This is a genomic window from Luteimicrobium sp. NPDC057192 (assembly GCF_042670205.1).
Taxonomy (GTDB): Bacteria; Actinomycetota; Actinomycetes; order Actinomycetales; family Cellulomonadaceae; genus Luteimicrobium.
In genome coordinates this window covers 14,277-28,941 of sequence record NZ_JBHUWD010000022.1, presented here as the reverse complement: position 1 = coordinate 28,941, position 14,665 = coordinate 14,277, and the positions used below count along the sequence as shown (strand labels likewise).

Sequence of the window (14,665 nt, the reverse complement as noted above, 5' to 3'; positions counted from 1 at the left end):
GGACGAAACGGCAGGTCGGTGGGTCAGCGCGCGAGCGCCCCCGCGAGCTCCCGGCGCGACGAGACGCCGAGCTTGGCGAAGACCTTCCGCAGGTGCCACTCGACGGTGCGAGGGCTGAGGAACAGGACGGCGCCGATCTCGGGGTTGGTCCGGCCCGCGACAGCGAGGCGGGCGATCTGGGCCTCCTGGGCGGTCAGGTCCTCGTCGGCCCCGGTCGTGCGCTTGCGGACCGTCTCGCCGGTCGCGGCGAGCTCGCGCGCGGCCCGGTCCGCGAACGCCCGCGCGTCGGACGCGGTGAACGCCTCGTGCGCCGCGCGGAGCTGCTCACGGGCGTCCACCCGCCGCCCCCGACGGCGCAGCCACTCGCCGTACTGGAGCTGCGCCCGGGCGCGGTGGAGCGTGAGGGTCGGCGCCGCGAGCCGGTCGAGGGCTTCGCGGTGGAGCGGCTCCGCCTCGTCGTCGGGCGCGGTGAGGGCGGCGACGCTCGCCGCCAGCCCGCCCAGCCAGTCCGTCCCGGTCGCCGCCGCGCGGGCGGCCAGCCGGTCCCGCGCCTCGCGGGCAGCGTCGTCGTCGCCGGCGCGGGCGGCGGCCTCGCCCAGCTCGACGAGCGTCCACGAGATGAAGGCGAGGTCGTCGAACGCGGCGCCGGCGCGCGCCGCCTCGAGGGCGGCCGGGTAGCGTCCGAGGCCGTTGAGGAGCAGCGCCCGGCTGTGGTGCGCGAGCCCGACGAGGCGCCCCTGACCGCGCGCCGACGCGTCCGCGACGACGGCTTCCTGGACCCGGGCGGCGGCCCGCTCGTCACCCTGGTAGGCCGTCAGGGTGAGCGGTCCGGCGGGGTGGAGGGGTCGGCCCGTCGCCTGGGCGAGCGCCTCGGCCTCGGCGTTGAGCGCGGACGCCTCGGCCGCGCGTCCGGCCCAGGTGAGGGCGAGGGAGCGGAACGTGAGCGCCGTCGGGAGCGCCGCCACCTCGCCGCTCGCACGGGCTCCGTCGACGGCCTGCTCGGTCAGCCGCCACCAGGTCGCGTCGTCGCCGACCTCCTGGGCGAGCGGGCCCGCGAGCCAGAGCAGACCGGGCGCCTCGTCGGCCGTGACGGCGGCGAGGCCACGGCGCAGCGGTCCGACGGCGGCGGCCTGGCCCTCGACGAACCACGTGGCGAGCCCGGTCAGCAGCAACCCGGTCGCGTCGTCGCCGGGCGGGACGGCGAGCGCGGCCCGCGCGACCGCGGCGCCCTCGTCGCCTGCGGCGCGTCCGGCGTGCATCGCGGCGCCCAGGGCCGCGAGGTAGGTCTCGCGGGCCGCGGCGACGTCGAGTCCCTCGAGCCGCTGCGCCGCGGCGAGCAGCGCCGGGCCCGAGGCACGGCCCGGGTCGGCCGCGAACGCGGCCTGCGCGCGCAGGCGCTCGAGCGTCGCGCGCAGGACGGGGTCGAGCGGGGCGAGCTCCGCGGCGGCGAGGAGGTCCGCGACCTCGCGCAACGATCCCGCCTGCAACCGCGCCTCGGCGGCCGCGAGCACGCGCGCACCACGGGTCTTCGGCTCCGGCGTCAGGGCGGCCGCGCGCTCCAGGAACACCGCCGCCGCGACCCGGCCGCCGCGGGCCGTCGCCCGGTCCGCGGACCGTTCCAGCTCGGCCGCGACGTCCTCGTCCGGCCCGACGGCGGCGTGCGCGCGGTGCCACGCGTGCCGGTCGGGCTCCTGGGCCTGGTCGGTCACGTCGGCGAGGACGCCGTGCGCCTCGCGCAGGGCCGCGGGGTCGGCCGACCGCCACGCCGCCGACCGCACGAGGGGGTGCCGGAATCGAACCCGCGCCCCGACCTCGACGAAGCCCGCCGCCCGGGCGGGAGCGAGCGCGTCCGGCGCCAGGCCCAGCCGGTCTGCCGCGCGCCACAGCACGCCCACGTCGCCGACCGGGTCGAGCGCGGCGACGAGCAGCAGGCGTCGCGTGTCCTCCGGGAGCGCCGCGATCCGTGCGGCGAAGCCGTCCTCGACGCGGGTCGCGACCGATCCGTCCGGGGCGCCCAGGCCGAACGCCAGCTCGGCCGGGCTCAGGTCGCGCGGCAGCTCGAGCAGCGCGAGCGGGTTGCCGCCCGTCTCCGCGACGATCCGGTCGCGGACGGCGTCGTCGAGCGGGCCGGGCAGCACGGCGTCGAGGAGGGCGCGCGCCTCGGGCGCAGCGAGCCCCGCGAGCCGCAGCTCGGGCAGGTCGGCGAGCATCCCGCCGTCGTCGGGGCTGCGCGCACCGAAGACGAGCGCCACCGACTCGGCGTCCAGCCGGCGCGCGACGAACGTCAGGACGACCTCGGACATCCGGTCGAGCCACTGGACGTCGTCGACGACGCACACCAGCGGGTGCTCCTGCGCCGCCTCCGCGAGGAGGCCCAGCACGGCGAGGCCGATCACGAGCGTCGCGGGCGGCGCGCCCGCGCCCAGCCCGAACGCCGTCGACAGGGCCTCGCGCTGCGGCTCGGGGAGGGCGTCGAGGTGGCCCAGGAGCGGGGCGCAGACCTGCTGCAGGACGGCGTACGCGACCTCCGACTCGGCCTCGACACCGGCCGCGCGCACCACCCGGCAGCGGGACGCGTCGTCGACGAGACGGTCGAGGAGGGCCGTCTTTCCCACGCCCGCCTCGCCCCGGACGACGAGCACCCGGCTCCGGCCCGACCGCACGTCACGCAGGACGCCGTCGAGGTCGGCGAGCTCAGTGGCCCGGCCGCGCAGCGCGGGCCGGGTCGGGCCGCCGCTCGGGCCGGCGGGAGCGGTCGGGATCGGCACGGCGCCTCCTGGTCAACGCGGACGGGGCACCATCCTCGCCGGTCAGGAGGCGTCGCGCGAACCTCACTCCGCGAGGCCCGCCTGCTGCGCCATGTGCGTCGCGTACCAGGCCGGCCAGTTCTCGTCGGCGTGGCCGAGCTCCTGCTCGTGGCGCCCGTGCGCCTCCGCAGCGTCCCGCAGCGCGGCCTCGACCTCGTCGACCGACCGGTAGATCACGTGCTTGACGCGGCCCGCGCCGCGGCTCGTGACCTCCTGCACGTACAGCTCGTTGCCGTCCGGGTCGGCGAACGAGAACCACGACCCGTACGACCGGCGCTCCGGCTGCGGGCCCGGGACGCGGTCCGTCGTCCCGCTGTGGTGGAAGACGCCGCCCGCGTCGTGGAAGACCTCGCTCACCTCGACCCCGCGCGCCTCGAGCTCCTTGCGGGCCTCGACGACGTCGTCCACCACGAGGTGGACCGCCGCCGACGTGCCCGGCGTCTCGTCCGTGATCCCGCTGCCGAAGACGAGCGACGCCAGCGAGCCCGTGGGCGTCAGGTGCACGATGCGGAACCCGTTCGGGCCCGCGTAGTCGACGTCCACGGGGACGCCGAACGCCTTCTCGTAGAACGCCTTCGCGCGGTCCACGTCCGAGACGGGAAGAACGACGATCTCGACCTTGAAGTCCACCATGATCAGCTCCTTGTCCAGTGGTGCTCGGTGCGCCGTCCGGCGACCTGGAACCACCGTGCCGCGGGACCCACCCCGGTCGCCCCAGGGTGACCCCCTGGCCCGTGCCCGGGGACCCCGGGGCGCCCGCCCGGGCGGTAGGCTGGGGGGCGAACGACAGGGGAGCGTCGTCCGCACCGCGGATGGGCGCTGAGAGTGCGGGACCACCGCAGACCCTCGAACCTGACCCGGTTAGTACCGGTGGAGGAAGTCGGGAATCTCTTCCGTCGTGGCGCCCGTCGAGCAGCCGCCCGACGAACACCACGCACGCCCCTCCAGCACCATGTGGAGGACACGTTGCAGCACACCACCCGCCGCGCCGCCCTGCTCGCCGGCACCCTCGCCCTCAGCCTCGCCCTCGCGGGCTGCACGTCCGACGACGGCGCAGCAGCACCGTCGGCCGGCGGCACCAGCGCGGGGCCCGCGACCGGGCCCGTCACGCTCGTCACGCACGACTCGTTCTCCGTCGACAAGAAGCAGCTCGCCGCGTTCGAGAAGCAGACCGGCATCACCGTCAAGCTCGTCAAGCAGGGCGACGCCGGACAGCTCACCAACCAGCTCGTCCTCACCAAGGACTCGCCCCTCGGCGACGCCGTGTTCGGCATCGACAACACGTTCGCCACCCGCGCCGTCGACGCCGGCGTCCTCGCCGACCACACGCCCGGCGCCCAGCCCGCCGAAGCCCAGCGGTACGCCGTCGACGGCAGCGACGGGAAGCAGCAGCTCACGCCCATCGACTACGGCGACGTGTGCCTCAACGTCGACCACGCCTGGTTCACGAAGAAGGGCGTCGCCGAGCCGAAGACCCTCGACGACCTCACCCAGCCCGCCTACAAGGACCTGACCGTCGTCGAGAACCCCGCGACGTCGTCGCCCGGGCTCGCGTTCCTCCTCGCCACCGTCGGCGCCAAGGGCGAGGACGGCTACCTCGACTACTGGAAGGCGCTCAAGGCCAACGGGCTCAAGGTCGACCAGGGCTGGGAGGACGCGTACTACACCGACTTCTCCGGCGCCGACGGCAAGGGCCCGCGGCCCATCGTGCTGTCGTACTCGTCGTCGCCCGCGTTCACGCTCAGCAAGGACAAGGCGACCACCACGACCGGCGCGCTCCTCGACACCTGCTTCCGGCAGGTCGAGTACGCGGGCGTGCTCGCCGGCGCCAAGAACCCCGCCGCCGCCGCGAAGGTCGTCGACTGGCTGCAGTCCACCGAGGTCCAGTCCACGATCCCCGACCTCATGTACATGTACCCCGTCGACCCGGCCGCCACGATCCCGGCCGCCTGGAAGAAGTTCGCGCCGCTCGCGACGACGCCGTTCGACGTGCCCGCCGAGGACATCACCGCGAACCGTGAGCGCTGGATCAAGGACTGGACGGCTGCTGTCGTTGGCTGATCGTTCCTGTGGTCCTGTCCTGGGCGAGGTCCGGGAGAGTGGTGCGCGATCTTCCATCCGGCACCTCGGTGCCGCGCGCCGAGAATCCGAAATCCGCGGTCCTGCGCGCCCGGGAGCAGCAGATTCCGGCCTCTCGCGAGGTATGCGGGCGGCCGGTCTACTTCGCGAGGTACCCCGGCATCCGGAGTACTTCGCGAGGTATGCGGGCGGCCGGTCTACCTCGCGAGGTACCCCGGCAGCCGGAGTACTTCGCGGGGTACCCCGGCATCCGGAGTACTTCGCGGGGTACCCCGGCATCCGGAGTACTTCGCGGGTTGGTGGTGCGCGGTGAGCGGTGAGGTGGTGCGCCGGACGACCGGCGCACCCACGCGGGTGTTCGGAGCGTCCCTGCGGGGGCTGGGGACGCACGCGTCGGCGAGAACGGCAGCGCGCGGGCGCGGCCGGGTGCACGACGGCGCAGGCGACGACGGTCACCTGAGGGGTCGGGCGGAGCGTGTGCGCGCGACCGTGGCGGGTCTGGCGGGAGGACCCGAGGAACGAGGGTCCGGATGGTAGGTCGCGCGCGCACGCTCCGTCCGGCCCCGGACGGACCACCGTCGCCCCACAGGTCCCGCCCCCCGGTCGCCCGGGTGGCCGCGTGGGGGCTCGCCGTCGCGATCCCCCTCGCGTTCCTCGTCGTCTTCTTCGCCTGGCCCGTCCTCACGCTCGTCGGCAAGGGGTTCGTCGCGGACGGGCACCTGGACCTGAGCGGGTTCGGGGACGTGTTCAGCACCCCGCGGACGTGGCGCATCATCGGGCTGACGCTGGGGCAGGCGGTGCTGGGGACGGTGCTGTCGGTGGGTCTGGGCGTGCCCGGCGCGTACGTGCTGTTCCGGTGCCGCTGGCCGGGGCGCGGTCTGGTGCGGGCGCTGGTGACGGTGCCGTTCGTGCTGCCGACGGTCGTGGTGGGCGTGGCCTTCCGGTCGTTGCTGGTGGAGGGTGGCCCGCTGGGGTTCCTGCACCTCGACGGGACGTTCACGGCGATCGTGCTGGCGCTGGTGTTCTTCAACTACTCGGTGGTGGTGCGGACGGTCGGTGGCCTGTGGGCGCGCCTGGACCCGCGCGCCGAGCAGGCCGCGCGGGCGCTCGGGGCGTCGTCGTGGCGGGCCTTCCGGACGGTCACGCTGCCCGCGCTGGCACCGGCGATCGCGAGCGCCGCGAGCATCGTGTTCCTGTTCTGCGCGACGGCGTTCGGCGTGGTGCTGGTGCTGGGCGGCCTGCGCTTCGGGACGATCGAGACGGAGATCTGGATCCAGACGACCCAGTTCCTGGACCTGCGGACGGCGTCGGTGCTGTCGGTCGTGCAGCTGGTGGTGGTGGCGGTGGTGCTGCTCGTGGCGTCGCGGACGCGCGCCCGGCGCGAGCGCGCGCTGAGCCTGGGCTCGGACCGGGCGTCGGACCGGCGGCTGCGCCTGTGGGGGCGCGGGCCCGACGGGACGCGGTCGGTCGTCGGGGGCGACTTGGTGCCGTTCGCGGTGACGGTCGCCGTGGGCGTGGTCCTGCTGGCGACGCCGCTGGTGAACCTCCTGGTCCGGTCGTTGCACGTCGACGGCGCGTGGTCGCTGGGGAACTACCGCGCCCTGGGCTCGACGGGAGACCGCGGGGCGCTGAGCGTCACCGTCTGGGACGCGACGTGGAACTCGGTGCGCATCGCGCTGGTCGCCACCGTGATCGCGCTCGTGGTCGGTGGCCTGGTGGCGCTGGTGGTGTCGCGGCGTCCGCGGCGCCGGGCCGGACGCCGTGCGGTCGCGACGCTGGACTCGCTGTTCATGCTGCCGCTGGGCGTGTCGGCGGTGACGGTGGGCTTCGGCTTCCTCGTCACGCTCGACAAGCCGCTCGGGCTTCCGGTCGACCTGCGCACGTCGGGCCTGCTCGTGCCGATCGCGCAGGCCGTCGTCGCCGTCCCGCTCGTCGTCCGGACGGTGCTGCCCGTGCTGCGGGCCATCGACCCGCGGCTGCGCGAGGCGGCGTCGACCCTCGGGGCGGCGCCGGGCCGCGTCCTGCGGACGGTCGACGTGCCGTTCGCGGCCCGGTCCGTGGGGCTCGCGGTGGGGTTCGCGTTCGCGGCGAGCCTGGGGGAGTTCGGGGCGACGTCGTTCCTCGCGCGCCCGGACGCGGCGACCCTGCCCGTGGCGATCTTCGACCTGATCGGCCGCCCGGGGCAGGGGAACTACGGCATGGCGCTGGCGGCGTCGTGCGTGCTCGCGGCCCTGACGGCCGTGGTGATGCTGGCCGCGGAGCAGCTGCGCGGCGAACGTGACGGAGGTGAGCTGTGAGCGAGGGGCTGGCGGTGCGGGACGTCGTCGTCCGCTACGACGGCGGGAGCCGCGGCGGCACCGCCGGGGTGACCGCGGTGGACGGCGTGTCCCTCGGCGTGGCGCGCGGCGAGACGCTCGCGCTGCTCGGGCCGAGCGGGTGCGGCAAGTCGAGCCTGCTGCGCGCCGTCGCGGGGCTCGAGCCGGTCGCTGCGGGCCGGGTCACATGGGACGGCGGGGACCTCGACGGCGTGCCGGTGCACCGCCGTGGGTTCGGGCTGATGTTCCAGGACGGGCAGCTCTTCCCGCACCGCACGGTCGCCGGGAACGTCGAGTACGGGCTGCGGGTCGCGCGCCTGCCGCGAGGCGAGCGCGAGGAGCGGGTCGCCGAGCTCCTGACGCTCGTCGGGCTCGAGGGGTACGGGGGGCGACCGGTCGAGACGCTCTCGGGCGGCGAGCGGCAGCGCGTCGCCCTGGCGCGTGCACTGGCGCCCCGGCCGCGGCTGCTGCTCCTCGACGAGCCGCTGTCGGCGCTCGACCGGGGTCTGCGCGAGCGGCTCGCGACGGACCTTCGGGTCGCGCTCCGCACGACCGGCACGACCGCCGTCTTCGTGACGCACGACCACGACGAGGCCTTCGAGGTCGCCGACCGCGTGGCGGTCATGGCGCACGGGAAGGTCCTGCAGGTCGCGGCCCCGCCCGAGCTCTGGCGGGCGCCGGCGTCGCGCGAGGTCGCGACGTTCCTGGGCTACCAGGCGTTCTGGCCCGCGTCGTCGCTCCTGCCGGGCGAGTTGTCAGAACCTGCGTCCCGGGAACGGGCTCCCGGTTCTGACAGGTCGGTGGCGGTGGGGCCGGCCGGGCTCCGCGTCCTGCCCGACGACGGCGCCACCACCACCGCGCGCACGTGGCCCGCGACCGTGGTCGAGTCCGTGTTCCGTCCGCGGGGCGTCGAGGTCACGCTCGACGTCGAGGGGCCGGCGGGCGTCGAACGTCTCGTGGCCGTGACGGCCGGCACGGCACCCGAGCCGGGAGCGCGGGTGTCGGTCGCGCTGGACCCGGCGGGCTGCGCCGTCGTCGGGCGGGAGGCTCCCGCGCAGGACGCCGTCTCCACGACGACGTAGCGACACTGCGGGGGCCCCGGGGCGAGGGGTAGACCCCGCGCAAGACGCGATATATCGTGTCTCGCATGGTCGAGCCGACGACGACTCCGGAACGCGCCGACGGGGCGGGCACCCCGTCCGCCGCGCCGACAGCCCGCACCGCGCCGCCCACCGGCGCGGGCGCCGCGGACGACCTCCCGACCCTCTGGCACAACCGCCCCTACCTGCTGCTCATGACGGGCAAGACCGTCGAGGTCGTCGGGTCCGGGATGGCGACGTTCGCGGTGCCCCTGCTGGCCCTCGCTCTCAGCGGTTCGCTGGTGGTCGCGGGCATCATCGGCGCCGTCGCGCAGGTCGGCGGGCTCGTCGCCACCCTGCCTGCCGGAGTCGTCGCGGACCGCTGGGACCGCCGCACGATCGTCGTCGCGTGCAGCGTCCTCGGGCTCGCGGCGTGGGGGAGCCTCGGCGTCGCGTCCCTCCTCGGCGGCATCACCACCCTCCACCTCGCGATCGCCGCGTTCTTCGCCGCCGTCGCCCGCGCGACGTACGAGCCCGCGGAGTCCGCGGCGATCCGGCACGTCGTCCCGACGCCGCAGCTCGGGTCGGCGATGGCGGCCGTCCAGGGCAGGTCGGCGGTCGCGAGCCTCGTGGCGAGCCCGCTCGGCGGCCTCCTCTACGCGGTGTCGCGCGTGCTGCCGGCGCTCGCGGGCGCCGTCGGGCACCTGGTGGCGCTGGTGTGCGCGCTGGCGGTCCGCGTCCCGCTCGGGGAGCCCGTCAAGCACCGCAGCGAGCGTGAGCCGTTCCGGCGGGAGTTCGTGGAGGGCTGGCGGTACGTCATGTCCATCCCGTTCCTGCGTGCGTCGCTCGGGGTGTTCGCGCTGGTCAACCTGACGTTCAACGGGCTGTTCGCGGGCCTGAACCTCCACCTCGCCGACCTGCACACCGCGCCGTTCCGGATCGGCCTGATCGACGGCGTGAGCGGCGCTGCGATGCTCCTCGGCTCGCTCGCCGCGGGCCGCCTGGTCGCGCGGTTCGCGACGGGGCCGCTCGCGATCGCGCTGCTGCTCGTCGCCGTCGTCGGGGCCGCCGTGGTGCCGGTGACCGGCACGTACGCCGGCTACCTCGTCGGCATGGGCATCACGGGCCTCGCGGCGCCGGCCGTGAACGCGGGCCTGATCGGGTACGCCGTGGCGATCACGCCGGGCACGCTCCAGGGCCGCATGAACGCCGTCATGATGCTGTGCACCGCAGGGCTCACGCCCCTCGCGCCCTTCCTCGCGGGCGTGATGCTGCACGCGTGGGGGCCGACGTGGACGTTCGGCATCTTCGCCGGCGGCCTCGCCGTGAGCTGGGCGATGGCGGCCTCGGTGCGCTCCCTGCGCCGGATCGGCACGCCCGACACGTGGGCCGGCGACGTCGTCGTCTGGCCCTCCGTTCAGAGCCGTGGTGCGGGAGCCTGAGCGGCCGGTTCAGGTCCGACGACGGCGCAGCACCCACGTGAGGCCGGCCGCGGCGGCCGCGGCGAGCGTGAGCAGGGTGCCGACCACGGCCGCGGGGCTCGGGTTCGAACCCGTCGTCTCGTCGGCGACGGCCGGCGCGGCGCCGAACGCGACCGGGTTCGCGAAGACGCTGCGCGTCGCCGCGGGGGAGAACCGGGCCGCGAGGGGCAGGCGCACGGAGTCCCCGCGACCGGCCGCCGCAGGCTCGCGTGCGGCGGCGGTCCTCGCGGCGTCCTGCGCGTCCGGCTGCGCGGGACCGGGTGCGACGGCGGCCGGCACCTTCCGGGCGGGGGCGGCCTTCTTCGGCGCCGGGCGGGCGAGCGCGGCGCTCGTGCGCTTCCCGACGATGCCGTCGACCGTGAGACCGGCGTCGCGCTGGAACGCGCGCACCGCGCGGTCCGTGACCGAACCGAACACCCCGTCCGTGCGCACCGCGTGCCCGTGGACGCCGAGCCTGACCTGCATCGCCCTGACCTTCGGCCCGACGTCCCCGAGGACGAGCCCGTCCGGGTGGACCGGTGTCGCGGTGGGCGCGCTCGCCGGGGTCGAGCTCTGTCCGGCTGACGTGCTCCCGCCGCCCCCGCCGCCCGAGGACGTCGTGCGGCCCGACAACGTGCTCTGCGACCGGGTCTCCGACGACCCGGACCCGCCGGACGACGTCGAGGACTTCGACGAGGACGACTTCGAGGAGCTCGACCCGCCGCTCGACGATCCGCCCGATCGCGACGACCCGACCCCCGGGTACGCGGCGAAGACCTCCGCCACGTAGGTGTGCCCGTTCTTCGTGGCCCACCCGACGCCGAGCGACGTGAACGACTTGTTGAGGATGTTGGCCCGGTGCCCGGCCGACGCCATGAACGCCTGGTGCAGCACGCTCGCGCTGCCGGTCGTCGTGAAGCCGACGTTCTCACCCCACGCCGACCAGCCGCCGCGGATCTGGGCGGGCGTCGACGGGTTGTGGGCGAGCTGGTCGGTCGAGGCCATGTGGTTCGCCCACGCTTGCGCGACGCCGGTGAGCGACCCGTCGTAGACGAGCCGCCCCAGCCCCGCGGACGCGCGGGCGGCGTTGATGTCCGCGGCGAGCGTGCCCGCCCCGGACGCGTGGGCCGCCGTCGGCGCCACGAGCAGTGTGGAGGCTGCGACGGCGAGCGCCGCGAGCCACGTGCGAATTCCCCCCTGCGCACGGGTCATGGGCCCATCGTGACCGGCTTCACCCGGTCTCGCGCGTCGAAGCGGTTCGGCGCACGCGAGCGGCAGGCGCGCGAGGTCAGCCGAGCCACCACGTCGAGCAAGCGGGTTTCCCGCCGAGCAAGAAGGAGACGCCCGCTTGCTCGGCGCGAACCCCGCTTGCTCGGCGGGGGCGCTGGGAACGGCCGGCGGGGTGCGTCAGCTGGTGACGTCCTTGCTCGAGAACCGCGCCCACGCGGCCGCGAGGAACACGACGGCGTACGCGAGGTCGGTGAGCAGCCCGAGCGAAAGGTCGTGCGTGTAGACGGGGTCGCGGATCAGGTCGACGAGGGCGAGCTGGTGGTCCACGAGGAGCCACGGGTGCAGCCAGTGGAGCTGCTCGATCGAGTCGAGGATCCACATGGCGGTGCTGAGGATGATGATCCCGACCGTCGCGCCCATGGGCTGTTCGGTGAGCGTCGAGATGAACAGCCCGAGGGCCCCGAGCGCCGCGAGGTACGCGGTCACGTAGAGCACGACGAGCGCGAGGCGCACCAGCCCGGCGCCGAGCCCGAGCGTCGTCCCCGACAGGGTGACGACGGGGTGCAGCCCGAACAGCACCGCGCCGGCGACGAGTCCGACGACCGCCACCAGCACGACCCCGAGCAGCGCCCCGAGGACCATCGCCACGTACTTCACGGCGAGCAGCCGCCCGCGCGTCACGGGGACGACGAGCAGGCCGCGCAGCGTTCCGACGTTCGCCTCGCCCGCCACGGAGTCGCCTGCGAGGACGGCCACCGCGAGCGGCAGGAACAGCCCGATCTCGAGCGCGAGCGCCGCCAGAGCGACGAAGAACCCGTTCCCGGCGATCTGGTTGAGGAACGTCGAGTCGTCGCCCCCGGCCGCGGGGTCGGCGACCTTCACGGCGATCGCGATGACGATCGGCACCGCGGCGAGCACGGCGAGCCCGACCTGGTTGCGCCGACGGCCCAGGATCAGCCGCAGCTCCGAGCGCAGGAACCGCAGCCACGCCCCGACGGCGCCCTGGCGTGCGTCGCGCTCGCCCTGCCCGACGGCGCCGCCGCCCCGCTCGACGGCGTCCGCGGGCCCCGTGGGGACGGGGGCGGCGGGGACCGTGTCACTCGTCGGCATCGAAGCCTCCGCCCGTGAGCTCGATGAACCGGTCCTCGAGGGTGGCACGCCGGACGGCGAACCCGCGCACCGCGACGCCCGCCCCCACGAGCGCCGCGACCACGGCCTCGGGGGCGACGCCGTCGAGGGTCGCGGTGACGCCGTCGGGCGTGGGGGAGACGTCCGGGAGGCCGAGCCCGGTGAGGACGTCGGACGCGCGGGCTGTGTCCGGGGTCGTCAGCTCGGCGGTGGGGCGGGTCGAGCCCAGCACGTCCGCCGCGGTCCCCTGCGCGACGAGCCGGCCCGTGCGCATGACGCCGAGGTGCGTGCACACCTGCTCGATCTCGGAGAGCAGGTGGCTCGACACGAGCAGGGTCACGCCCTCCTGGTGGAGCCGGCCGATCAGGGTCCGGACCTCGCGCGTGCCCTGCGGGTCGAGGCCGTTGGTGGGCTCGTCCAGGACGAGGAGGTCGCGCGGCTGGAGCAGCGTCGCCGCGATCGCGAGCCGCTGGCGCATCCCGAGCGAGTAGGCGCGGAACCGCTTGCGCGCCGCGCCCAGCAGGTCGACGCGGTCGAGCGCGGCGTCGATGCGCCGTGCGGAGGTCCGCGGGTCGGCGAGGCGGTCGGCCGCGTCGAGCCGGGCCAGGTTGGCGCGGCCGCTCAGGTACGGGTGGAAGCCCGGGCCCTCGACCAGTGCCCCGACGCGGGGCAGGACGGTCGCGACGTCGTCGGGCACGCGGCCGCCGAGCAGCCGGACGTCCCCCGCGGTGGGGCGGACGAGCCCGAGGACCATGCGGATCGTCGTCGTCTTGCCCGACCCGTTCGGGCCGAGGAACCCGTAGACCGCGCCGCGCGGCACGACGACGTCGACGGCGTCCACCGCCACCTGGCCGCCCTTGCCCCCGAACCGCTTGGTGAGGCCGGACGTCGCGAGGACGGGGGCGCTCGCTCCGCTCACTTCGTGTGCGCGAGCGCCGCCGTGACCACCGAGGTGGGCACCGCTCCGACGGCGAGGCGGCCGTCGTCCGTGAGGACGGCCGTGAACAGCGTGCCGGTCAGCACGTGCCCGGTGCCCCAGTCTCCCGAGACCGTGGGGAGGGTCCGCAGCAGCGGGCCGGCCTGGTCGCCCGCGAGCGCCTGCCGCTGCTCGGCGGTGAGCGTCACGACGGCGACCGCGTCCCAGCCCTTGCCGACGACGTCGGGCTTCTGCGCGTCCAGCGCGCCGCCCTGCTCGCCCAGCGCCAGGCCGGAGAGCGACGGCACCTGGAGCTGCGTGACCTTCGCGCCCTTCGGCGCGGTGAACTCGAACGTCGACGCGGCGGGCCGCTGGTAGCTCACCGAGGTGAACCCGGCCTCGACGACCGGCGCGGTGCGCTTCGTCGAGTACACCTGCACGCGCAGCGGGACGTGGGTCTTCGCGTCGACCGACAGCACGACCTTGTCGACGAGCGTGTCGGACGACTTCGGGTCGACGACGAGCTCGTAGGCGTCGTGCCCGGCCACGCGGGTCGTGCCGTCCGCGGTGACCGTCGTCGTCGGGTCGACGGCGTCGAGCGCGGCGCGTGCCACGGCGTCGGGCGTCGTGAGGCCCTCGAACCCCTGGGCGCGCTGCTTCTCCTTCGCGCCCGACGACGCCGGGAGCGTCGCGTGCGCGGCCGTGCGCTTCGCTCCGGACCAGACCCAGAGGTCCGTGCCGTTGGTGACGACGTCGGACTCGCTGCCGTCAGCGAGGACCGCGACCTTCGAGCTGGCCTTGCCGTCGGTCCACACGCGGACCGTGTGGGTGCCGCTGAGCAGCGACAGCGCGCCCGACGTGCCCTGCGCGCCGGCCGGGCCGGGGCCCGTCACGCCGGCGGCGTCGGTCAGCCCCGGCACGCTCGGGAGGCCCAGGTCCGCCTTGACGGTGGCGGTGCCCTGGAGGGCCTGCGCCGTCGGCTGCTGGAGGTCCACGAGGAGCTGCTCGGCCGTGGTCGGCGGGAGGTCCGGGCTGCCGGACGAACGGGCCGTGGTGGCCGCGTTCGCCCCGACCGCGACGCCGGCGACGAGGACGACGGCCGCGCCCGGCACGATCCACCGGGTACGAGGGTGGCGCGTGAAGAGGCTCATACTCCGATCCTGCGCCTTCGGGCGTGCCCGTGGCCAGGCCGCGCGCGCCCCCGACCCGGACCGCCACAGTTTCCCCACAGTCGTCCGCACGCCGTGCCGCCGGACGAGCGCGCGGCTACGGTCGAACCATGACCGACTCCACCACCGACGCGGCCGAGGACCCCGCCCGCGCGAAGGACCGGCGCCGTGCCGCGAAGATCCTCTACCGCCCCGTCGGGATCATCAGCTCGATCATCGGTGGCCTCATCGCTGCGCGGGTCTTCAGGCTCGTGTACAAGCACCTCGTGCCCGGGCCGGAGGACCAGGCGCCCAAGCCCCTCGAGTCGTCCTACAAGGCGCGCGAGGTCGTCCTGGGCGCGCTCATCCAGGGCGCCGTGTTCTCCGGGGTGCGGGCCCTGATCAACCGCGCCGGCGCCCGCGCGTTCGAGCGCTGGACGGGGGAGTGGCCGGGCGACTGACGGCGCCCCTGCCGCGGGTCAGGACGTGGTGACGGTAGGCGT

At 75.5% G+C, this 14,665-nt stretch carries 11 protein-coding genes and 1 riboswitch; of the genes, 5 read left to right on the top strand and 6 right to left on the bottom strand.

The features are described from left to right. Window positions 1–23 precede the first annotated feature (23 nt). Both ACFT5B_RS11655 and ACFT5B_RS11650 read right to left on the bottom strand, forming a co-directional pair. On the bottom strand, window positions 24–2,768 hold the full coding sequence (locus ACFT5B_RS11655; RefSeq protein WP_386798333.1) for an ATP-binding protein: 2,745 nt from the start codon (window positions 2,766–2,768) through the stop codon (window positions 24–26). Between the two features lie 63 nt (window positions 2,769–2,831). Further along, window positions 2,832–3,440, bottom strand: coding sequence for a VOC family protein (locus tag ACFT5B_RS11650; protein ID WP_386798331.1), 609 nt, complete (start codon window positions 3,438–3,440; stop codon window positions 2,832–2,834). Window positions 3,441–3,585: 145 nt separating this feature from the next. Continuing rightward, window positions 3,586–3,703, top strand: a riboswitch (TPP riboswitch). Window positions 3,704–3,773: 70 nt separating this feature from the next. Here ACFT5B_RS11650 and ACFT5B_RS11645 point away from each other — a divergent pair. From ACFT5B_RS11645 to ACFT5B_RS11630, 4 genes are all read left to right on the top strand, one after another. Further along, complete coding sequence (locus tag ACFT5B_RS11645; RefSeq protein ID WP_386798329.1) at window positions 3,774–4,868, top strand: thiamine ABC transporter substrate binding subunit; 1,095 nt, start codon at window positions 3,774–3,776, stop codon at window positions 4,866–4,868. 548 nt (window positions 4,869–5,416) lie between these two features. Further along, window positions 5,417–7,183 carry an ABC transporter permease gene (locus ACFT5B_RS11640; protein ID WP_386798327.1) on the top strand — a complete coding sequence of 589 codons (1,767 nt, stop codon included), beginning with the start codon at window positions 5,417–5,419 and terminating at the stop codon, window positions 7,181–7,183. After that, window positions 7,180–8,283, top strand: a complete 1,104-nt coding sequence (locus tag ACFT5B_RS11635) for an ABC transporter ATP-binding protein (RefSeq protein WP_386798325.1) — start codon at window positions 7,180–7,182, stop codon at window positions 8,281–8,283. Before ACFT5B_RS11640 ends, ACFT5B_RS11635 begins: the two co-directional genes overlap by 4 nt. A gap of 65 nt (window positions 8,284–8,348) precedes the next feature. Beyond that, window positions 8,349–9,722, top strand: a complete 1,374-nt coding sequence (locus ACFT5B_RS11630; protein ID WP_386798323.1) for an MFS transporter — start codon at window positions 8,349–8,351, stop codon at window positions 9,720–9,722. Window positions 9,723–9,731: 9 nt separating this feature from the next. Here ACFT5B_RS11630 and ACFT5B_RS11625 read toward each other — a convergent pair whose 3' ends face one another. From ACFT5B_RS11625 to ACFT5B_RS11610, 4 genes are all read right to left on the bottom strand, one after another. Further along, window positions 9,732–10,952: a CAP domain-containing protein gene (locus tag ACFT5B_RS11625; RefSeq protein ID WP_386798321.1), complete on the bottom strand. Its 1,221-nt coding sequence runs from the start codon at window positions 10,950–10,952 to the stop codon at window positions 9,732–9,734. Between the two features lie 195 nt (window positions 10,953–11,147). After that, a complete protein-coding gene (locus ACFT5B_RS11620) occupies window positions 11,148–12,080 on the bottom strand; it encodes an ABC transporter permease (RefSeq protein ID WP_386798319.1) in 933 nt (310 codons plus the stop codon). Beyond that, window positions 12,067–13,017, bottom strand: a complete 951-nt coding sequence (locus ACFT5B_RS11615) for an ATP-binding cassette domain-containing protein (protein WP_386798317.1) — start codon at window positions 13,015–13,017, stop codon at window positions 12,067–12,069. Before ACFT5B_RS11615 ends, ACFT5B_RS11620 begins: the two co-directional genes overlap by 14 nt. Then, on the bottom strand, window positions 13,014–14,165 hold the full coding sequence (locus tag ACFT5B_RS11610; RefSeq protein WP_386798315.1) for an outer membrane lipoprotein carrier protein LolA: 1,152 nt from the start codon (window positions 14,163–14,165) through the stop codon (window positions 13,014–13,016). The genes ACFT5B_RS11615 and ACFT5B_RS11610 overlap by 4 nt, the downstream gene beginning before the upstream one ends. Before the next feature lie 128 nt (window positions 14,166–14,293). Between ACFT5B_RS11610 and ACFT5B_RS11605 the strand changes: the two genes are divergently transcribed. Continuing rightward, window positions 14,294–14,623, top strand: coding sequence for a DUF4235 domain-containing protein (locus tag ACFT5B_RS11605; RefSeq protein ID WP_386798313.1), 330 nt, complete (start codon window positions 14,294–14,296; stop codon window positions 14,621–14,623). The last annotated feature ends 42 nt before the right edge of the window (window positions 14,624–14,665 follow it).

Bases quoted from the DNA above. Each gene is read 5' to 3' on its own strand.
- ACFT5B_RS11625 (WP_386798321.1), bottom strand. From the start codon at position 10,952: ATGACCCGTGCGCAGGGGGGAATTCGCACGTGGCTCGCGGCGCTCGCC.
- ACFT5B_RS11630 (WP_386798323.1), top strand. From the start codon at position 8,349: ATGGTCGAGCCGACGACGACTCCGGAACGCGCCGACGGGGCGGGCACC.
- ACFT5B_RS11640 (WP_386798327.1), top strand. From the start codon at position 5,417: ATGGTAGGTCGCGCGCGCACGCTCCGTCCGGCCCCGGACGGACCACCG.
- ACFT5B_RS11610 (WP_386798315.1), bottom strand. From the start codon at position 14,165: ATGAGCCTCTTCACGCGCCACCCTCGTACCCGGTGGATCGTGCCGGGC.
- ACFT5B_RS11650 (WP_386798331.1), bottom strand. From the start codon at position 3,440: ATGGTGGACTTCAAGGTCGAGATCGTCGTTCTTCCCGTCTCGGACGTG.
- ACFT5B_RS11620 (WP_386798319.1), bottom strand. From the start codon at position 12,080: ATGCCGACGAGTGACACGGTCCCCGCCGCCCCCGTCCCCACGGGGCCC.
- ACFT5B_RS11605 (WP_386798313.1), top strand. From the start codon at position 14,294: ATGACCGACTCCACCACCGACGCGGCCGAGGACCCCGCCCGCGCGAAG.